This is a genomic window from Dactylosporangium sucinum, from assembly GCF_014647515.1.
GTDB classification, from domain to species: Bacteria; Actinomycetota; Actinomycetes; order Mycobacteriales; family Micromonosporaceae; genus Dactylosporangium; species Dactylosporangium sucinum.
This window is the reverse complement of the sequence record NZ_BMPI01000105.1, coordinates 1-18,735: the sequence shown is the minus strand read 5'-3', so window position 1 is coordinate 18,735 and position 18,735 is coordinate 1. Positions and strand designations below refer to the sequence as shown.

At 72.5% G+C, this 18,735-nt stretch carries 18 protein-coding genes; 16 read left to right on the top strand and 2 right to left on the bottom strand.

Annotation, left to right across the window (positions count from 1 at the left end; genetic code table 11):
• The first annotated feature begins 33 nt into the window (after positions 1–33).
• From IEZ31_RS52265 to IEZ31_RS52200, 14 genes are all read left to right on the top strand, one after another.
• Entirely contained in the window at positions 34–1,257 is a 1,224-nt protein-coding gene (locus IEZ31_RS52265) for a glycoside hydrolase family 5 protein (protein WP_229837172.1), read from the top strand.
• Positions 1,258–1,306: 49 nt separating this feature from the next.
• Positions 1,307–2,161, top strand: a complete 855-nt coding sequence (locus IEZ31_RS52260) for an alpha/beta hydrolase family protein (RefSeq protein WP_190257645.1) — start codon at positions 1,307–1,309, stop codon at positions 2,159–2,161.
• A gap of 128 nt (positions 2,162–2,289) precedes the next feature.
• Complete coding sequence (locus tag IEZ31_RS52255; RefSeq protein WP_373294854.1) at positions 2,290–3,498, top strand: substrate-binding domain-containing protein; 1,209 nt, start codon at positions 2,290–2,292, stop codon at positions 3,496–3,498.
• 55 nt (positions 3,499–3,553) lie between these two features.
• Positions 3,554–4,297, top strand: coding sequence for an ABC transporter ATP-binding protein (locus IEZ31_RS52250; RefSeq protein ID WP_190257658.1), 744 nt, complete (start codon positions 3,554–3,556; stop codon positions 4,295–4,297).
• Positions 4,294–5,013, top strand: a complete 720-nt coding sequence (locus tag IEZ31_RS52245) for an ABC transporter ATP-binding protein (protein WP_190257644.1) — start codon at positions 4,294–4,296, stop codon at positions 5,011–5,013. The genes IEZ31_RS52250 and IEZ31_RS52245 overlap by 4 nt, the downstream gene beginning before the upstream one ends.
• The gene (locus IEZ31_RS52240; RefSeq protein ID WP_190257643.1) at positions 5,010–5,897 is read left to right on the top strand and encodes a branched-chain amino acid ABC transporter permease; all 888 of its coding nucleotides are present in this window, start codon (positions 5,010–5,012) and stop codon (positions 5,895–5,897) included. Before IEZ31_RS52245 ends, IEZ31_RS52240 begins: the two co-directional genes overlap by 4 nt.
• Positions 5,894–6,970, top strand: a complete 1,077-nt coding sequence (locus tag IEZ31_RS52235) for a branched-chain amino acid ABC transporter permease (protein WP_190257642.1) — start codon at positions 5,894–5,896, stop codon at positions 6,968–6,970. Before IEZ31_RS52240 ends, IEZ31_RS52235 begins: the two co-directional genes overlap by 4 nt.
• A gap of 754 nt (positions 6,971–7,724) precedes the next feature.
• Complete coding sequence (locus tag IEZ31_RS52230) at positions 7,725–8,483, top strand: ABC transporter ATP-binding protein (RefSeq protein ID WP_190257641.1); 759 nt, start codon at positions 7,725–7,727, stop codon at positions 8,481–8,483.
• Positions 8,470–9,162 carry an ABC transporter ATP-binding protein gene (locus IEZ31_RS52225; RefSeq protein ID WP_190257640.1) on the top strand — a complete coding sequence of 231 codons (693 nt, stop codon included), beginning with the start codon at positions 8,470–8,472 and terminating at the stop codon, positions 9,160–9,162. The genes IEZ31_RS52230 and IEZ31_RS52225 overlap by 14 nt, the downstream gene beginning before the upstream one ends.
• Before the next feature lie 11 nt (positions 9,163–9,173).
• Positions 9,174–10,412: an ABC transporter substrate-binding protein gene (locus IEZ31_RS52220; protein WP_190257639.1), complete on the top strand. Its 1,239-nt coding sequence runs from the start codon at positions 9,174–9,176 to the stop codon at positions 10,410–10,412.
• Between the two features lie 15 nt (positions 10,413–10,427).
• Positions 10,428–11,300, top strand: a complete 873-nt coding sequence (locus IEZ31_RS52215; RefSeq protein WP_190257638.1) for a branched-chain amino acid ABC transporter permease — start codon at positions 10,428–10,430, stop codon at positions 11,298–11,300.
• Positions 11,297–12,226: a branched-chain amino acid ABC transporter permease gene (locus IEZ31_RS52210; RefSeq protein WP_190257637.1), complete on the top strand. Its 930-nt coding sequence runs from the start codon at positions 11,297–11,299 to the stop codon at positions 12,224–12,226. Before IEZ31_RS52215 ends, IEZ31_RS52210 begins: the two co-directional genes overlap by 4 nt.
• A 158-nt stretch (positions 12,227–12,384) precedes the next feature.
• Positions 12,385–13,980: an MFS transporter gene (locus IEZ31_RS52205; RefSeq protein ID WP_229837170.1), complete on the top strand. Its 1,596-nt coding sequence runs from the start codon at positions 12,385–12,387 to the stop codon at positions 13,978–13,980.
• 47 nt (positions 13,981–14,027) lie between these two features.
• A complete protein-coding gene (locus IEZ31_RS52200; RefSeq protein ID WP_308429537.1) occupies positions 14,028–14,663 on the top strand; it encodes a TetR/AcrR family transcriptional regulator in 636 nt (211 codons plus the stop codon).
• 3 nt (positions 14,664–14,666) lie between these two features.
• On the opposite strand, the gene IEZ31_RS52195 is transcribed toward IEZ31_RS52200, so the two are convergent.
• Both IEZ31_RS52195 and IEZ31_RS52190 read right to left on the bottom strand, forming a co-directional pair.
• Positions 14,667–16,556 (bottom strand): helix-turn-helix domain-containing protein, encoded by a 1,890-nt coding sequence (locus tag IEZ31_RS52195; protein WP_190257656.1) that lies wholly within the window; start codon positions 16,554–16,556, stop codon positions 14,667–14,669.
• A 21-nt stretch (positions 16,557–16,577) separates the two neighbouring features.
• The gene (locus IEZ31_RS52190; protein WP_190257635.1) at positions 16,578–17,372 is read right to left on the bottom strand and encodes a 3-hydroxybutyrate dehydrogenase; all 795 of its coding nucleotides are present in this window, start codon (positions 17,370–17,372) and stop codon (positions 16,578–16,580) included.
• A gap of 140 nt (positions 17,373–17,512) precedes the next feature.
• On the opposite strand from IEZ31_RS52190, the gene ruvC reads away from it, so the two are divergent.
• Positions 17,513–18,025 (top strand): crossover junction endodeoxyribonuclease RuvC, encoded by a 513-nt coding sequence (ruvC, locus tag IEZ31_RS52185; protein WP_190257655.1) that lies wholly within the window; start codon positions 17,513–17,515, stop codon positions 18,023–18,025.
• Complete coding sequence (gene ruvA / locus IEZ31_RS52180; protein WP_190257634.1) at positions 18,022–18,630, top strand: Holliday junction branch migration protein RuvA; 609 nt, start codon at positions 18,022–18,024, stop codon at positions 18,628–18,630. The genes ruvC and ruvA overlap by 4 nt, the downstream gene beginning before the upstream one ends.
• Positions 18,631–18,735 lie beyond the last annotated feature (105 nt).

The following is an 18,735-nucleotide window of genomic DNA, read 5'->3' as shown; positions in this document are numbered from 1 at the left end:
CGGCCGTCTCGAACGTGAGGACAGGTCAACTCCATGGGTCGCACTTCCCTCAGTCGCACTCGCATCCTCTGGATATCCGCGCTGGTCGCCGTCGCCGCTGTCGTCGTCGCGCTGGTGCCGCTGCTGAGCCACAACGACAAGAAGGTCACGCCGGAGAACGCCAGGTCCGGCCAGCGGCTGCAGATGCCGCTGCACGCCGAAGGCAGCAAGATCCTCGACGCCCGCGGCGAGGAGGTCACCTTCACCGGCGTGAACTGGTTCGGGCTGGAGACCAACACCTTCGCCCCGCACGGGCTGTGGTCGCGCAAGCTCGACGACATGCTCGACCAGATGGTCGCGTCGGGCTTCAACTCGATGCGCCTGCCGTTCAGCAACGAGCTGTTCGACGACTCCGCCAAGCCGACCGGCGTCGACTTCGCGCAGAACCCCGACCTGGAGGGCCTCACCGGCCCGCAGATCATGGACAAGGTCGTCGAGGGCGCCACCAAGCGCGGCATGATGGTCATCCTCGACCGGCACCGCCCGACCTCGCAGGGCCAGAGCAACCTCTGGTACACCGACAAGGTCAGCGAGGAGCGGTGGATCTCCGACTGGGTCAAGCTGGCCGAGCACTACAAGGACAACGCGCTCGTCGTCGGCGCCGACCTGCACAACGAGCCGCACGGCGAGGCCACCTGGGGCGACGGCTCCGAGAAGACCGACTGGAAGGCGGCCGCCGAGCGCGCCGGCAACGCGGTGCTCAAGGCCAACCCCAACTGGCTCATCATCGTCGAGGGCATCGAGTCCTACGACGGCGACGGCTACTGGTGGGGCGGCAACCTGCAGGGCGCGGCGCAGCACCCGGTGAAGCTCGACGACCAGTCCAAGCTCGTGTACTCCGCGCACGACTACAGCCCGAAGGTCTGGTCCCAGCAGTGGTTCAACGACCCGTCGTTCCCGGCCAACATGCCGGCGCTGTGGGACAAGCAGTTCGGCTACCTGGTGAAGCAGAACGTCGCCCCGGTGCTCATGGGTGAGTTCGGTGGCCGCTCGGTCGCCGACAAGGACGCCCAGGGCAACAAGGACCTGGAAGGGATCTGGCAGCAGAACCTGATCAAGTACCTGAAGGACAACGGGCTCAGCTACACGTACTGGTCCTGGAACCCGAACTCCGGTGACACCGGCGGGGTCCTGAAGGACGACTGGAAGACGATCGACCAGGACAAGCTCGACCTGCTCAAGACCCACCAGGCGCCGCTGGCCGCCGAGAACGGGTAGGCCCGCGGAATCCTCCCCGCACTGCTACCTTGCGGTGCGGGGAGGATTCATGTCGTTCGAAGAACGCGACGTCCGGGTCGGCGACCTGGAGGGCGTCGTGATGCTGCCGGCCGGTCCCGCGCGGGCCGGCCTCGTGCTGTCCGACGGGTCCGGGCCGGCCGCCAAGGACGCCTGGCAGGTAGTTCCGGCCTGGCTCGCCGAGCGGGGCGTGGCGACGCTGCGGCACGACCAGCCCCGCCAGCCAGCGGGCGATTTGTGGCGCAGGGCCGACGAGGCGCTCACCGCCCTCGCGGTGCTGCGCCGGGAGGCGGCCGTCGAGCGGGCCGGCGTCATCGGCTACAGCCAGGGCGGCTGGGCCGCCCTGGCCGCCGCCGTCACCGCGCCCGACCGGGTCGGCTTCGTCGTCACCGTGTCCGGCCCAGCCGTCACGCCCGCCGAGCAGGAGCGGGTGCGGATGGAGCGGGCCATGCGCGCCGCCGGGCTGCCCCCGGAGACGATCGAGGCCGGCCTGCGCTGGGCCGACGAGCGGGCCGCCCGGCTGCTGGCCGGCGAGGTGCCGGAGGCGGTCCTGCGCGCGCAGAAGGCGCAGCGGTCCGAGCCGTGGCACCCGCACGTCGCCGGCGGGCCGTATGCCACGGCCGAGGACCTCGGGTTCGTGGCCCGCAACGCCGCCTTCGACCCGGCCGACCTGCTGCCGTTCCTGCCCTGCCCGATCCTGGCGATCTTCGGCGGCGCCGACGAGCTCGTCCCCGTCGAGCGTTCGGTCGAGGTCCTCGGCCAGCGACTGTCCGGCCGGCACCGCGGCCGCAACGGCCTCGTCGTGGTGCCGGGCGCCGGGCACATGCCGCCGCCGGAGTCCTTCCTGCCGCTCCTCGGGGAGTTCATCGACCTGATGAGTGCCTGAGGACCGCGGCCAGTCGTCGATTAGTGTGGGCCGCCCACATAGCTCCGTGCCCGACGCCACTCCTAGCGTGTGCGAACACCGCCAGCAGGCGCTGGCCTTAACAAGGCGTTCACACGGAGGAAGCGTTGATCAGGCAGACGAGTGCGCCGCGGCGGGTTGTGTTCGCGGCGCTCGGGTTGACCCTCGCCGCGACGTTCACCGCGGCGTGCAGCAGCCCCCAGGAGGCGGCCGAGGAGCCCGCCGGGGACGGCGCGCCGATCAAGGTCGGGCTCGTGTACTCCCAGACGGGTGCGCTGGCGAGCTACGGCAAGCAGTACATCGAGGGCTGGAAGGCCGGCCTCGCCTACGCCACGAAGGGCACCGGCAAGGTGGGCAACCGGCCCGTGGAGGTCAAGGAGGTCGACGACGCCGGTGACCCGGCGAAGGCCGTCTCCGCCGCGAAGGACCTCATCGGCCAGGGGTACAAGATCATCGCCGGCAGCACCTCGTCCGGCGTCGCCGGCCAGGTGGCCCCGCTGGCCGCCCAGAACAAGGTGCTGTTCATCTCCGGCCCGGCGGCCACCGACGCCGTGACCGGCATCAACAAGTACACGTTCCGCTCCGGCCGCCAGTCCTACCAGGACGTGCTGGCCGCCAAGTCGTACCTGCCGTCGCCGACCGGCAAGAAGGTCCTGGTCTTCACCCAGGAGGGCGCGTTCGGCAAGTCCAACGCCGACGCCGTCAAGGCGGTCATCGGCGGGGCCGGCGCGACCGTCGACAACCTGTTCGTCCCGGCGAACGCCACGGACTTCACCGGCTTCGCCGTCCAGGCCAAGAACGCCAAGCCCGACATGATCTTCGTCGCGTGGGCCGGCACCACCGCCGCGGCCATGTGGCAGTCGCTCGACCAGCAGGGCGTGCTCGGCTCGACGCTCGTGGTGACCGGCATCGACCAGCGCGCCTCCTGGCCGACGTTCGGCGCGGCGGGCGGGAAGATCTCGCTGCTCGCGCACTACTTCGACGGCGCCAGCGACAACGAGGCCGTGGCCGCGCTGCGCAAGGGCGTCGACGGCGGCAAGGTCGACCTGTTCCACCCGGACGGCTTCACCGCCGCCCAGCTCGTCGTCCGCGCGGCCCAGGAGGGCGGCGACGACGTCGAGAAGATGATCACCGCGCTGGAGGGCTACAGCTTCGACGGCATCAAGGGCAAGCTGACCGTCCGCAAGGAGGACCACGCCCTGCTCCAGCCGATGTTCCAGGGCAAGTTCACCGGCTCCGGCGCCGACCTCAAGCCCGAGCTGGTCAAGGCCATCGACCCGGCCGACGCGTCGCCGCCGGTCGCGCAGATGAAGGGCTGAGACGTTGGCCCGTGGCACGTCACCGGTGGCCGGGGCCGACGCCCCGGCCACCGGCCTGCTGTCGACCAGGCGACTGACCTGGCGCATCGGCGGGGTCGCGATCGTCGACGGGGTCTCGATCGACCTGGCCGAGGGCGAGTTCCTGGCGGTCATCGGCCCCAACGGCGCCGGCAAGACCTCGCTGTTCAACCTCATCTCCGGGCTGCGCCGGCCGACCGACGGCACGGTGTCGCTCGGCGGGCACGACGTGACCCGCCTGCCGCCGCACCGGCGGGCCCGCCGCGGCCTGGGCCGCACGTTCCAGTCGTCGTCGGTGTTCGGGTCGCTGAGCGTCGCCGCGAACGTGCGGCTCGCCGTGCAGGCCCGCCGGGGCGGCTCGCTGCGCCCGTTCCCGCTGCCGGCCCGCGACCGCGACATCACCGAGCGGGCCGACCGGGTGCTGTGGCGGGTCGGCCTGGAGCACCGGGCGGACGCGCTCGCCGGCACCCTCGCCCACGGCGAGAAGCGGAAGCTGGAGATCGCGCTGCTGCTCGCCGGGGAGCCGCGGGTGCTGCTGCTCGACGAACCGATGGCCGGGGTGAGCACCGAGGACGTGCCCGGGCTGGTCGCGCTCATCAAGACGCTGACCCGCGAGGAGCGGCGCAGCGTGCTCATGGTGGAGCACCACATGGACGTCGTCCTCGACCTGGCCGACCGGGTCGCCGTCATGCACCACGGGGCGCTGCTCGTCTGCGACACCCCGGACGTGGTCATGGCCGACCGGACCGTCCAGGAGGCGTACCTGGGGGAGAAGCTGTGACGATCCTCGAGATCTCCGACCTGTCGGTGCGCATCGCCGGCTCGCACATCCTGCAGGGCGTCAGCTTCGGCGTGGCACCGCAGGGCGTCACCGCGCTGCTCGGGCGCAACGGTGTCGGCAAGACCACCACGCTCAAGGCGGTGCTCGGGCTGCTGCCCCGGGCCGCCGAGATCGGCGGCGACGTGCGGTTCGCCGGCGGGCGGGTCACCCGGCAGCCCACGTACCGCCTGGTCCGTGAGGGCCTGGGCTACGTGCCCGAGGACCGGGGCGTCTTCGCCGGGCTGACCGTGGCTGAGAACCTGCGGCTGGCCGAGCGGGCCGGCGCCGAGCCCGACTACGACCGGGTCCACGCGCTGTTCCCCGAGCTGCGCAAGCGCGCGAAGCAGCGGGCCGGCACGCTGTCCGGCGGCCAGCAGCAGATGCTGGCTATCGGGCGGGTGCTGCTCAACCCGAACCGCCTGCTGCTCATCGACGAGCCGACGAAGGGTCTGGCGCCGAAGGTGGTCGGCGAGGTCGCGGCCGCCCTGGAGGCGGTGGCGGCGACGGTACCGCTGCTGCTCGTCGAGCAGAACCTGGCCGTCGTGCGACGCCTGGCCAAGGACGCCGTCGTCATCGCGACCGGGCGGGTCGCCTACACCGGACGGGCGGCGGACCTGCTCGACTACACCGAGAAGACCAAGGCGCTGCTCGGCGTCGGGAAGGGCGAGCACGCATGAGCACCATTGTGCTGTTGACGCTCACGGGTCTGGGCCTGGCGGCCCTGTACTTCCTCGTCGCCTCCGGGCTGGCCCTCGTGTTCGGCCTCGCCGACGTGCTGAACTTCGCCCACGGCCTGTTCCTGTCGGTCGGCGCCTACGGCACCTGGTGGGCCTCCTCGCACCTGCCCGGCGCCGGGGCGTCCGGCTGGGGCTTCGTGCTCGCCGTCGCGTTCGGCGTGGTCTGCGGGACGGTCGTCGCGGCGCTCGTCGAGCTGGTCCTGATCCGGCCGCTGTACAGCCGGACGATCGAGCAGGTGCTCGTCACCGTCGGGTTGTCGCTGGCCGGCGTGGCGCTGCTGCAGGCGTCGTGGGGCGCCGACACGGTCGTGTTCCCGCGGCCGCAGTGGACGCAGGAGCTCACCGAGATCGCCGGTGCGCGGGTGCCCAACGACCGCTTCCTGCTCATCGGCGCCGCCGTCGTGGTGCTGGGCGGGCTGCTGGCGTTCCTGAAGTACACGAAGATCGGCCTGGTCATCCGGGCCGGCGTCGAGGACCGGGCGATGGTCACCGCGCTCGGCATCGACGTGCGCCGCGCCTTCACGCTCGTGTTCGCCATCGGCGGGGCCGCGGCCGCCCTCGCCGGCGCGCTCGGCGGGGTCTACGCCGGGTCGATCTCGCCGACCGGCGGCAGCTCGCTGCTCATCTTCGGCTTCATCGTCGTCGTCATCGGCGGCATGGGCTCGGTGACCGGCGCCGCCTACGCGGCGGTCGCGGTCGGGCTGCTCCAGCAGTTCGTCAACTACACCTCGTCCGGCCTCGGCGACATCTGCGTCGTCGCCCTGCTCGCCGTGGTGCTGCTCGTCCGTCCGCAGGGGATCACCGGAAAGGTCGCCACGTCATGATCGCCGAAACGACCGTGGCCGCCCCGCGCCGGCGCCTGCGCCTGGCCCGCTTCGGCCCGCTCGTGGCCCTGGTGGTGCTGCTCGCCCTGCCGTACTGCAACCTGACGATCCCGGGCGTGTTCGAGACGGCGATCAACAAGCCCGGCACGCTGCAGGTGCTCGCGCTGTGCCTGGTCTTCGGGTCGCTCGCCACCGGCTACGACCTGCTCTTCGGGCGCACCGGCATGCTGTCGTTCGGCCACGCGCTGTACTTCGCCGCCGGGGTGTACGGCACCGACATCCTGGTGACCAAGGCCGGCTACCCGCTGTGGGAGGCGGCCCTGCTGGCCGTCCTGGGCACGGCCGTCCTGGCGCTCGCCCTGGGCGCGATCGCGCTGCGCACCAACGGCATCGCCTTCGCCATGGTGACGCTCGCCTTCGCCCAGGTCGGCGCGATCACCATCGGGCGCAACCCGGGCGACGTCACCGGCGGCGAGGAGGGCCTGTCGATGGACACGGCCGGAGTCCCGGACTTCCTGGTCGGCGTGAGCAACACCGTCAACCTGTACTGGCTGGCCGTCCTGGTCGCCGTCGTCACCGTCGCCGTCGTGCACTCGATCGCCGCCGCCCCCGCCGGCCGGGTGCTGTCGGCGATCCGCGACGACGACCGCCGCGTCGGCGTCCTGGGGCTGGACCCGTACGGCTACCGGCTCTTCGCGTTCACCGTCGCCGGCGCCCTCGCGGGCCTGGCCGGGGTCATGTACTCGCTGCTCATCGGTGGCGCGATCCCGCACGTGGCGGCGTCCGACCAGACGCTGACCCTGCTCGTGATGGTGGTGCTGGGCGGCCCGGGGACCCGCTGGGGCCCGCTCATCGGCGGCATGCTGTTCACGTACCTCGACCATCGCCTGGTCGCGTTCGGCCACTCGGAGGCGGTGGACAGCCTGCCGTCGGTGCTCGGCGGTCCGCTGTCCCAGCCGCTGTTCGTGCTCGGCACGCTGTTCATCCTGGCCGTGTACTTCTTCCCGGGCGGCCTGGCCGGCCTGCGCACCCGCCTGGGCCCGCTGTCCCGCCTGGTGCCGTCCCGCCGCTGACGTCCGTTCGCTTTCCACCGACGTTGGTCGATCTACCCTCATGTGGGGCCCGGCTGGGCGAGGGTAGATCGACCAACGTGCGTGCGGCGCCCGGCGAGCGGCGGCCGCCGCTGCGGCCCGCTGTCCGCGGCCCGCTGTCCGCGGCCTGCGAGCCGGCGGCGCGCCGCGGCCTGCCGGCGCAGACCGCCCCCTCGCCGGTGCTGGCCGCTTTCCGTTACGTGGTAGCAAGACTGGGCCCATAGCCCCAGTTTCCCTACCACGAAGCCAGGTCCGTCCACCGGCGCGATCCCGTGCCCGCCCGCCCGCCCGCGCCGCTGCCCGCGCTGCCCGCGCTGCCCGCCCTCAGCGGCCTGCCCGCGTCGATCTTGCACTTGTGGTGCCGCGACGCTCCCAGAATGTCCGGGTTTGGGGGGCACCACAAGTGCAAGATCGACGCGGGCGGGGGCGGGCGGGGGCGTGGGGGGCGTGCGTGGATCGGTGGTCGGGCTGTGCGTGGGCGTCGTCCCGTGTGCGGGTGGTGTGACGCGCCGGGCCGGCGGGCTTCCGCAAGACGTTGGTCGATCTACCCTCGCGCTGACCTGGGTAGATCGACCAACGTCTGCGCGCACCCCGAGTGGCCACCAGCCACACTCTCATAGCGGCAAATGTATCGATGACCTCCATGGCTCCCGGATACCGCGGTCAATAGCGTTCGGCGGAACGCGGCCGGCATGTGGCGGCCGTCACCTCACCGCCGAAACGAGGTGTGTCCACCATGGAGGGATCCGCGCTCGTCGCCACCGGCCTGACCCGCGACTTCCGCGGCTTCCGGGCCGTCGACGGGGTGAACCTCGACGTCGCCGCCGGCAGCGTGCACGCGCTCGTCGGGCCCAACGGCGCCGGCAAGACCACACTGTTCAACCTGCTCACCGGCTTCCTCACGCCGACCGCCGGGCGGATCCTGCTCGACGGGGCCGACATCACCGGCCTGCCGCCCGAGCGCGTCGCCCGGCGCGGCGTGGCCCGGTCGTTCCAGATCACCAGCCTGTTCCCGCAGCAGACGGTCCGGGCCCACGTCGAGCTGGCGCTGCAGGGCGGCACCTCGCTCGGCTGGCGGTTCTGGCGCTCCGACCGGCTCCTGCACCGCTTCCGGGACCGGGCCGACGCGCTGCTCGCCGACGTCGGCCTCGCCGACGCGGGCGACCAGCTCGCCGGCAGCCTCGCCTACGGCCGCAAGCGCGCGCTGGAGCTCGCCATCGCGCTCGCGCTCGACCCGAAGGTGCTGCTGCTCGACGAGCCGACCGCCGGCATGGGCCTGGAGGACGTCGACCGCACCGTCGAGCTGATCGCCGGCGTCCGCGCCGGCCGGACCGTGGTGCTGGTCGAGCACAACATGAGCGTCGTCGGGCGGCTGGCCGACCGGGTCACCGTCCTGCAGGCGGGCCGGGTGCTCGCCGAGGGCCCGTACGACGAGGTCCGCGCCGACGACCGGGTCGTCGAGGCCTACCTGGGGAGTGCCGATGCTGCGCATTGACGGGCTGTCCGCCTGGTACGGCGAGGCGCAGGTGCTGCGCGAGGTCGCCCTGCACGCCGAGCCCGGCGAGGTCGTCACCCTGTGCGGGCGCAACGGCGCCGGCAAGACCACGCTCCTGCGCTGCGTCATGGGTCTCCACAGTGGACAGTCCGGGACCGTCGAGCTGGCCGGGGTCGAGCTCACGAAGGCGAAACCGCACCAGCGGGCCCGCCACGGCCTCGGCTGGGTGCCCGACGACCGCGGCGCCTACGCGACCCTCACCGTCGCCGAGCACCTCGCCCTGCCGCCGCTCGTCGGGCCGGACCCCTGGCCGCTGGAGCGCATCCACGAGGCCTTTCCCGCGCTGTACCAGCGCCGCGCGAGCCCGGCCACCAAGCTCTCCGGCGGCGAGCAGCAGATGCTCGCCCTCGCCCGGGTCCTGCGCATGGGCGCCACCGTCCTGCTCTGCGACGAGCCGACCGAAGGGCTCTCGCCCCTGCTCGTCGCGCAGGTCGGGGACATCCTGCGGCAGGCCAAGGCGCACGGCGTGACCGTGCTGCTCGTCGAGCAGAACCTGCGCTTCGCCACCACCGTCGCCGACCGCCACTACCTGCTCGCCGAGGGCCGGATCGCGGGGACGTTCGGCAACGCCGAGGTACAGCAGCGCGAATCCGAACTCCTCGCACATCTGGGAATCTGAAGGAGACCTCCATGCGTCATACGGCAGTCGTGGCTCTCGTGTGTCTGGCGCTCGCCGGGTGCGGCGGGGGCGGCCCCCGGGGCGACTCGGGCAGCAAGCTCACCGGCGACAAGATCGTGCTGGGCGTCCTCAACGACCAGTCGGGCGTCTACGCCCAGCTGTCCGGCAAGAACTCGGTCGAGGCCGTGAAGATGGCCATCGAGGACTTCCAGGCGAAGTACGGCGACAAGGCCGTCACGAAGAACATCACCGTCGAGACGGCGGACCACCAGAACAAGCCGGACGTCGCCAACACCCGGGCCAGCGAGATGTACGACCGGCAGGGCGTCGACGCGATCCTCGACGTGCCGACGTCGTCGGCGGCGCTCAAGGTCGCCGACGTCGCCAAGGCGCAGAAGAAGCTGTACTTCAACATCAGCGGCGCGACGACCGACCTGACCGGCAAGTCGTGCAACAAGTACACGTTCCACTACGCCTACGACACCGCGATGCTCGCCAACGGCACCGGCACCGCCGCCACCCAGGCCGGGGCGAAGAACTGGTACATCGTGTACCCCGACTACGCCTTCGGCCAGGACATGGAGAAGTCGTTCAAGGCCGCCATCGGCAAGGGCGGCGGGACGGTCATCGCCAGCGACCCGACCCCGTTCCCGAACGACAACTTCTCCACGTTCCTGCTCAAGGCGCCGACGCTGACCCCCAAGCCGGACGTGCTCGGCACGATGCAGGCCGGCGCCGACCTGGTCAACCTGGTGAAGCAGTACAACGAGTTCAAGCTGCGGGACAAGGGCGTCGGCCTGGCCGTCGGCCTGATGTTCCTCACCGACATCCACTCGCTGACCCCGGACGCCCTCGCGGGCACCACGTTCACCGACGCGTGGTACTGGAACTTCGACGAGCGCAACCGGGCGTGGGCCGACAAGTTCGCCGCGCGCACCGGCGGGCAGCGGCCGACGTTCGCCCACGCGGCCAACTACTCGGCGGCCACGCAGTACCTCGAGGCGGTCCAGGCGGCCGGCACCGACGACGCGGACGCGGTCGTCAAGCAGTTGGAGGGCAAGAAGGTCGACGACTTCTTCCTGCGCAACGGCGAGTTCCGGGCCGCCGACCACCGGGTGCTGCACGACGCCTACCTGGCCAAGGTCAAGCCGGGCAGCGAGGTCAAGGAGCCGTGGGACTACGAGCAGATCGTGAAGACCATCCCGGCCCAGGAGGCGTTCCGCGCCCCGTCGAGCGACTGCAAGCTGTAGCGGGAACCGCGAGCCATGGGCTTCGTCACCTACACGTTCAACGGCCTGGTCGGGGGCAGCTTCTACGCGCTGCTCGCCCTCGGCCTGGCCGTGATCTTCGGGCTGCTGCGCGTGGTGAACTTCGCGCACGGCGCCTTCTACATGCTCGGCGCCTTCGGGGCGTACGTGCTGCTCACCGAGTTCGGCGTGCCGTTCTGGGTGGCGCTGCCCGTGGTGCCGGTCGCGCTGGGGCTGCTGGGCGTCCTGCTGGAGCGCACCCTCATCCGGCGCCTGGCGAGCCTCGACCCGCTGTACAACTTCCTCCTCACCTTCGGGCTGACGCTGATCCTGCAGGACGTCGTGAAGTCCCGCTACGGCACCCAGTCCAACCCCTACGGCGCCCCGGCCGGGCTCGGCGGAACCGTGGACTTCGGGCTGTTCGACTTCCCGGCGTACCGCGTGTTCGTCTTCGGCGTCGCGGTGGCGCTCTGCGTCGCCGTGTGGTGGCTGCTCACCCGTACCCGGGTCGGCCTGGTCGTGCGGGCCGGCACCGAGCGGCCCGAGCTCACCGGCGCGCTCGGCATCGACGTCGGGCGGTGGATCGCGCCGGTGTTCGGCTTCGGCGTGGCCCTCGCCGGCCTGGGCGGGGTGCTCGCCGCCCCGATGCGGGCGGTGCACCCGCTCATGGGCGCCGACCTCATCATCGGCGTCTTCGCCGTCGTCGTCATCGGCGGCCTCGGCTCGGTCTTCGGGTCGGTCGCCGCCGGGTTCGGCATCGGGCTGCTGCAGGCGTGGAGCGAGGCCTACGCGCCGGCGCTGCTCGCCCAGATCCTCATCTTCCTGGTGATGGCCCTGGTCCTGCTGTTCCGCCCGGCCGGGCTGTTCGGGCGTGAGGAGTCACCGGCATGAGGTCGCGCTGGCTGGGCTGGGCGCTGCTGGTCGCCGGCGTGCTCGGCGCGCTCTGGCTGCCCAATGGGCTCTACCCAGCGGTGGCCGTCGACATGCTCTGCTGGGCGCTGTTCGCGGTCGCGATCGACCTGCTGCTCGGCTACGGCGGGCTGCTGTCGTTCGGCCATGCGGCGTTCTGGGGCACCTCGGCGTACACGGCCGGGATCATCGCGGCCCGGCTCGGCACGCCGTTCCCGGTCGCGGTGCTCGGCGGGGCCCTCGCCGCGGCCGCGCTCGCCGTGCCGATCGGCTACCTCGCCGTGAAGCGCACCGGGATCTACTTCGCGATGGTCACCCTCGCCTTCGCGCAGATGGTGTACTTCGTGGCCAACGAGTGGTCGGCGGTCACCGGCGGGGAGAACGGCCTGCAGAGCGTGCCCCGGGAGCTGTTCGGGCTGGACCTGTCGGACCCGTACTACTTCTACTACGCGGCCCTGCCGATCGCCGCGCTCGGCCTGCTGCTCGCCTGGCGGGTCGTGCACTCGCCGTTCGGGCGGGTGCTCACCGCGGTGCGGGACAACCCGGCCCGGGCCCGCGCGCTGGGCTACCCGGCCCACCGCTACAAGCTCGTCGCCTTCGTGCTCTCGGCGTTCGTGGCCGGGCTCGGCGGCGGCCTGTTCGCGGTCGCGCACGGGTTCGTGTCGCTCGACGTCGTGCACTGGACGACGTCGGGCAAGGGCGTGGTGCTCGTCGTGCTCGGCGGCATCGGCACGCTGTGGGGCGGGGTCGTCGGCGCGGCGCTCGTGGTGAACCTGGAGGACCAGCTGTCGCAGGCCGGGTTCACGCTCATCGGCCTGGTCACCGGCGGGATCTTCGTCATCGTGGTGCTGCTGTTCCGGAGGGGAATCTGGGGGACGGTGGCGCAACTGCTGCGCAGGCGGCTGTGACGGCGCGCACAATATGATACGAGACGGTTCCGTATCGCATCCCGGAGGACTACCTTCCTCCATGTGATACGGAACTGTTCCGTATCAGAATTCGCTGGTTGGGCCGGGGCCTTCGGCTCCTGGCCGGCCTCGCGTTCCAATCCAGGGGGAGCACCATCGTGGACGCAGCCACCCAAGCACCACCCAACACCGGACATCCCCGCCGCTGGGCCATCCTCGGCGTGCTCGTCATCAGCCTGCTCGTCGTCGTGCTCGACAACACCGTGCTCAACGTCGCGATGCGCACGATCGCCGACCCGAAGCACGGCCTCGGCGCCACGCAGAGCGAGCTCGAGTGGGCGATCAACTCCTACACCCTCGTCTTCGCCGGCCTGCTGTTCACCGCCGGCATCCTCGCCGACCGGCTCGGCCGGCGGATCACGCTGGTCGTCGGCCTCGCGCTGTTCGGCATCGCGTCGCTCGTGTCGGCCTACGCCGACTCCCCGGACCAGCTCATCGGCGCCCGCGCGCTCATGGGCCTCGGCGCCGCGGCCGTCATGCCGGCCACCCTGTCGATCATCGCCAACGTCTTCGACCCGCGCGAGCGCGGCCGCGCCATCGGCGTGTGGGCCGGCGCGGTCGGCCTCGGCGTGGCCATCGGCCCGATCGTCGGCGGCCTGCTGCTCGAGCACTTCTGGTGGGGCTCGGTCTTCCTCATCAACGTCCCGATCGTGGTCGCGGGCATCGCGCTGGTGCTGTCGCTCATCCCCGAGTCGCGCGACCCGAGGCCGGGCCGCATCGACATCGTCGGCGTGCTGCTGTCCATCGTCGGCCTGACCCTGCTCACGTACGGCGTGATCGAGGGCGGCGAGAACGGCTTCGGCGAGCCGAAGTCCTGGGGCACGCTCGTCGGCGCGGCCGTGGTCCTGGCCGGGTTCGTGGCCTGGGAGCGGCGCATCGAGTTCCCGTCGCTGGACGTGCGGCTCTTCGCCAACCGCCAGTTCTCGGCCTCGACCGGCATGATCGGCCTGGTCTTCTTCGCCGCCATGGGCGCCATGTTCTTCAGCGCCTTCTACCTGCAGCTGGTGCGCGGCCTCGGCCCGCTGGCCTCCGGCGCGCTGTTCGTGCCGTTCGCCGTCGGCCAGATGGTCTTCGCCCCGCGCAGCGCGGCGATGGTCAAGCGGTTCGGCCCCAAGGCGGTCAGCACCGTCGGCCTGCTGCTCGTCGCGGCCGGCCTCGCGGGCTTCATCTTCATCCAGACCGACACGCCGCTGTGGGTCGTGGGCGCGCTGTTCTTCGTCATGGGCACCGGCATGGCCAACGTGATGCCGCCCGCGACGGAGTCGATCATGTCCGCCCTGCCCCGCGAGAAGGCCGGCGTCGGCTCGGCCGTCAGCAACACCATCCGGCAGGTCGGCGGCGCCCTCGGCGTGGCCGCGCTCGGCGCCGTCCTCAGCTCCTACTACCGCGACAGCATGAGCACGGCCGCCGACGGCCTGCCGGCCGCCGCGAAGCACGTCGCGCAGGAGTCCATCTCCGGTGCGTACGGCGTGGCGGAGCAGGCCGGACCGGCCGGCCCGGCGCTGATCGGGCAGGCGAACGAGGCCTTCATGAACGCCATGCACTACGCCTCGATCGGGTCCGCGGTCTTCGCCGTCCTCGGCGCCGTGGTCGCCCTGGTCTGGCTGCCGGGCAAGCGCCCGGCCACCGCTCCCGCCCCGTCCACGGCCGAGGGCATGGCCGAGGAGCAGGGCATCGAGCTGGTGGACGCGTGACGGACCGTCAGTAGATCTGTTGTGAAAACTCGGTAACAATGGAAACCATGACGACGGCAAGCGTGGATTCGCGGCCACACGCGGCGGACGCGGTGGCCGACCAGGACCGCAAGGGTCCCGGCCGGCCCCGCAGCGCCCGGGTCGACGAGGCCATCGTCGAGGCGGTCTACGACCTGCTCAGCGCGGGCCAGAGCGCGGACGCGATCTCGATCGAGGCGATCGCCGCGAAGGCGGGCGTCGGCAAGGCCACGGTCTACCGGCGCTGGCCGAACAAGGAAGCGCTCTTCATCGACGCGGTGACGATGATGAAGGGCTCCCTGCCGGAGCCCCGCGGCGAGTCGGTCCGTGACGACCTGGTCATGCTGCTGCAGGCGATGAAGAACAAGCGCATGGAGCAGTATGGGCGGGTGACCGCGTGCCTGCTGCCGGAGCTGGTCAAGAGCGCCGAGATGCACCGGGTCTACCAGGCCGCGATCGAGCCGCGCCGCAACGTCATGCGGCAGGTGCTCCAGCGCGGCATCGAGTCCGGCGAGCTGCGGGCCGATCTCGACGTCGAGCTGACGCTGCTGATGCTCTCCGGGCCGAACATCGCCCAGAACATGCTGAAGTGGAACCCGAACGTGCCGTCCGAGGGCTTCGCCGAGAAGCTCGTCGACGCGGTGCTGCGGGGGATCGCCGCCTGACGGTCAGTCACTGAGCTTGTGGAGCCGGAGTGCGAGCTGGACCTCCAGCGCGCGCTCCGGCTTCTGCCAGTCGGCGCCGAGCAGCTGCCCGATGCGCTCCAGGCGCTGGGTCACCGTGTTGACGTGGACGTGCAGCACCTCCGCGGCGCGGGCCAGCGAGCCGCCGACGCCGAAGTACGCCTCCAGGGTCTTCACCAGCGCCGTGCCCCGCCGGGTGTCGTAGTCGACGACCGGGCCGATGGTGGCGTCGAGGAACGAGCGCACGTCGCGGTCGCGGCCGTCCGGGGCCGAGCCGAGCAGCAGGCCGACGAAGCCGAGCTCGGCGGTGCTCGCGCCGGTGCCGGTGCGCCCCAGGGCGGCGAGGGCGATGACGCAGCGGTCGGCGTCCCGGTACGCGCCGGCGATCGCCGCGGGGGCGGCCACCGGGCCGCCGGCCCCGGCCGTGACCGGGCGGCCCAGGAGCTTGCCGAGGTCGCGGGCGACGGCCCGGGCGGCCGGGCCGGCCGCCTCGCCGGGCAGCAGCAGGACCACGTGCCCGTCGCGGGCGGCGGCCAGGCCGGAGCGGGTCCGGGCGTACGTCTGGGCCCAGGAGACCGCGCGCTGCCGGGCGGAGCCGGCGGCGAGCGCGTCCTCGCCGATCGCGATGACGACGTTGGGCGCGTCGAGGTCGACGCCGAGCCGCTTGGCGCGGGTGCGCAGGGCGTCGGCGTCGCGGACCGGGCGGGTGACGACGTCGTCGAGCAGCTCGCCGCGCACCCGGCCCTCGGCCTCGGCGACGGTGCGCTGGAAGAGCTGCAGCAGCGCGGTGACGACCGCCGCGCGCTCCAGGATGCGCTGGTCGGCGTCGACGAGCGGGCGGTCCGGGCGCAGCACGAGCGTGCCCAGGTTCTCGGCGCCGGCGACGACGGCGGCCACCCAGAGCGGTCCGCGGCGCACGCTGCGCCCCTCGGTCCGCGACGCGGCCAGCGCCTCGGCGATCGCGCTCGCGTCGGGCTGCTCCAGGTCGCCGACGAGCGCCAGGCGGCGGCCCTCGGCGTCGAGCACGAGCAGCGCGCCGCCGAGCACCTCGGTGACGACGGCGGCGACGTCCTCCACCCCGGCGCCGCGCAGCACCAGCGCGGTCATCCGGTCGTGGGCGGCGGCGGCCCGCTCGACCGAGTCGCTGTGCGCGCGGACCATGCCGTTGGCCGCGGAGAGCTCCTCCAGGGCGGCCCGGGTCTCGCCGAGCAGCCGGGCGGTGTCGATCGCGACCGCCGCGTGCGCCGCCAGGGACACCAGCAGCGAGACCTCCTCGCGGGCGAACGGCCGGGCCGAGCGGTTCGCCGCGTACAGCACGCCGATGATCCGCGAGCCGAGCCGCAGCGGCACCCCGAGGATCGCCACCAGGCCCTCCTCGCTGACCCCGGCGTCGATGTCGCCGGTGTGCCGGAAGCGGGCGTCGGCCGGGTAGTCGGCCGTGACGTACGGGCTGCCGGTCTGCGCGACCAGCCCGCCGAGCCCGGCGCCCATCGGCAGCCGCAGCGCCTGGAAGCGGGCCGAGATGGAGCCGTCGGTGACCCGCATGTAGGTGTCGCCGCGCTCCTCGTCGTTGAGCGTCATGTAGGCCACGTCGGCGCCGAGCAGGGTGCGCGCCCGGTGGACGATGGCGGTGAGGACGGCGTCCAGGTCGCGCAGCCCGGCGAGGTCGCTCGCGGTGTCGAACAGGCCGGACAGCTCCTCCTCGCGGCGGCGGCGGCGCTCCAGCAGCGCCCGCACGCGCAGCGCGACGAGCTTCGCCTCCTCCAGCTCGGCGACGTGGGCGGGCGGCAGGCCGGCGCTGCGGGCGGCGACGAGCGGGCCCTCGAACTCCACCGGCGCGGCCTCGCGCGCCAGCAGCTCGAGGAACTCCAGCATCGTCGTCACCCACCCATCATCTCAGTGCGCGGTCCAGCCGCCGTCGATCGAGACCGAGGCGCCGGTGATGAAGCCGGCGGCGTCCGTGCAGAGGTACGCGACGAGCTCCGCCACCTCCTCGGGCTCGATGAGCCGCTTGATGGCCGCGCTGGTGAGCATGATCTTCTCGATCACCTCGGACTCGGCGATGCCGTGCGTTGCGGCCTGCGCGGAGATCTGGCCCTCGACCAGCGGCGTGCGCACGTACGAGGGGTTGATGCAGTTCGACGTCACGCCGTGCGCCGCGCCCTCCAGGGCGACCGTCTTCGACAGCCCCTCCAGCGCGTGCTTGGCGGTCACGTAGGCGGCCTTGAACGGCGACGAGCGCAGCCCGTGCACCGACGAGATGTTCACGACCCGGCCCCAGCCGCGCGCGTACATGTGCGGCAGCACCCGGCGGACCAGGCGGAACGGCGCCTCCACCATCACCGTCTGGATGTAGGCGAAGCGCTCCGGCGGGAATTCCTCCAGCGGCGACACGTGCTGCAGGCCGGCGTTGTTGACCAGGACGTCGGCGTCGAGGTGGCCGTCCAGGCCCGCCTCGGCCGCGTCCGGGTCGGCAAGGTCGGCGACCACCGGTACCGCACCCGTCTCGTCCGCCAGGGACTTCAGCGCCTCGGCGTCGCGGTCCACCGCCACCACCCGCGCGCCCGCGGCGGCCAGCCGCACGGCCACGCTGCGGCCGATGCCGCTGCCGGCTCCGGTCACCAGGGCGGTCCGGCCACGCAGGTCCAGGGCGACCACCCGGTGTGGCGTATCGGGGTGCGGCGAAGTCATGGCGGGAAACTACGAGCCTTCGCGCGCCGGTCCCATGGGGTGCGGCCACATACCTTCGCCCCACTCGATGTGTGTGTCGGTTCGGCGGTACCGGCGGTGCGTCGGCTAGGGTGTCGAACACACGTATGAGAGGGGTGCCGGTGCGGGTGCTGGGGGTCGACCCGGGGTTGACCCGGTGCGGCGTCGGTGTCGTGGAGGGACTGCCGGGCCGGCCGTGCCGGCTGGTGCACTACGAGGTCGTCACCAGCGACGCCGACCTCGACCTGGCGCACCGCCTGCTCGCCCTCGACGAGCGGCTGGCCGCGCTGGTGGCCGAGCACAAGCCCGAGTCGGTGGCCGTCGAGCGGGTGTTCAGCCAGCACAACGTCCGCACCGTCATGGGCACCGCGCAGGCCGGCGCCGTCGCCGTCCTGGCCGCGGCCCGCGCCGGACTGCCCGTGCAGATGTACACGCCCAGCGAGGTCAAGGCCGCCGTGAGTGGCAACGGCCAGGCCGACAAGGCCCAGGTGACCGCGATGGTGACCCGGATCCTCAAGCTGGAGGTGGCGCCGCGCCCGGCCGACGCCGCCGACGCCTTAGCCTTGGCCATCTGTCATGTCTGGCGCGGCGGCACGCGGGAGCGCATCGCCGCCGCCGTGAGGAGGGCCCGATGATCGCCAGCGTCCGCGGCAAGGTCGTGGCCGTGTCGCCCGAGGGGGCGGTGATCGAGGTCGGCGGGGTCGGCCTCGCGGTGCAGTGCTCGCCGCACACGATCGCCGACCTGCGGGTCGGGCAGGAGGCCCGGCTGGCCACCTCGCTGGTGGTGCGGGAGGACTCGCTGACCCTCTACGGGTTCGCCGACGACGACGCCAAGCAGCTGTTCGAGCTGCTGCAGACCGCGTCCGGGGTGGGGCCCCGACTGGCCCAGGCGGTGCTCGCCGTGCACCCGCCGGACGTGGTGCGCCGGGCGATCGCCGGCGGCGACACCTCGACGCTGACCCGGGTGCCCGGCATCGGCAAGAAGGGCGCCGAGCGGCTCGTGCTGGAGCTGCGGGACAAGGTGGGTCCGTTCGGCGGCGACGGTGCGGCGCTGACCGGGGTGGGCGCCGGCGCGGTCTGGCCCGACCAGGTCCGGCAGGCGCTCATCGGGCTCGGCTGGACCCAGCAGCAGTCCGACCAGGCGGTCGCGGCGGTCGCCGAGCAGCTCGACGGCTCCACGGTGCCGCCCGTGCCGGTCCTGCTGAAGCAGGCCATCCGCATGCTCGGGACGATCCGGTGAGCGGTCCGGAGCGCAGCGGAGGGGCCGCTCACGTGGGGGTGCTGCGCGGGCGAGCGCTGCCGGAGCGCAGCGGAGGCGGCGTGAGCGGTCCGGAGCGCAGCGGAG

Coding starts and splice junctions, on each gene's coding strand:
- IEZ31_RS52265 (WP_229837172.1), top strand. CDS start 34: ATGGGTCGCACTTCCCTCAGTCGCACTCGCATCCTCTGGATATCCGCG.
- IEZ31_RS52215 (WP_190257638.1), top strand. CDS start 10,428: ATGGGCTTCGTCACCTACACGTTCAACGGCCTGGTCGGGGGCAGCTTC.
- ruvA (WP_190257634.1), top strand. CDS start 18,022: ATGATCGCCAGCGTCCGCGGCAAGGTCGTGGCCGTGTCGCCCGAGGGG.
- IEZ31_RS52200 (WP_308429537.1), top strand. CDS start 14,028: ATGACGACGGCAAGCGTGGATTCGCGGCCACACGCGGCGGACGCGGTG.
- IEZ31_RS52260 (WP_190257645.1), top strand. CDS start 1,307: ATGTCGTTCGAAGAACGCGACGTCCGGGTCGGCGACCTGGAGGGCGTC.
- IEZ31_RS52195 (WP_190257656.1), bottom strand. CDS start 16,556: ATGCTGGAGTTCCTCGAGCTGCTGGCGCGCGAGGCCGCGCCGGTGGAG.
- IEZ31_RS52230 (WP_190257641.1), top strand. CDS start 7,725: ATGGAGGGATCCGCGCTCGTCGCCACCGGCCTGACCCGCGACTTCCGC.
- IEZ31_RS52225 (WP_190257640.1), top strand. CDS start 8,470: ATGCTGCGCATTGACGGGCTGTCCGCCTGGTACGGCGAGGCGCAGGTG.
- IEZ31_RS52210 (WP_190257637.1), top strand. CDS start 11,297: ATGAGGTCGCGCTGGCTGGGCTGGGCGCTGCTGGTCGCCGGCGTGCTC.
- IEZ31_RS52240 (WP_190257643.1), top strand. CDS start 5,010: ATGAGCACCATTGTGCTGTTGACGCTCACGGGTCTGGGCCTGGCGGCC.
- IEZ31_RS52235 (WP_190257642.1), top strand. CDS start 5,894: ATGATCGCCGAAACGACCGTGGCCGCCCCGCGCCGGCGCCTGCGCCTG.
- IEZ31_RS52190 (WP_190257635.1), bottom strand. CDS start 17,372: ATGACTTCGCCGCACCCCGATACGCCACACCGGGTGGTCGCCCTGGAC.
- IEZ31_RS52220 (WP_190257639.1), top strand. CDS start 9,174: ATGCGTCATACGGCAGTCGTGGCTCTCGTGTGTCTGGCGCTCGCCGGG.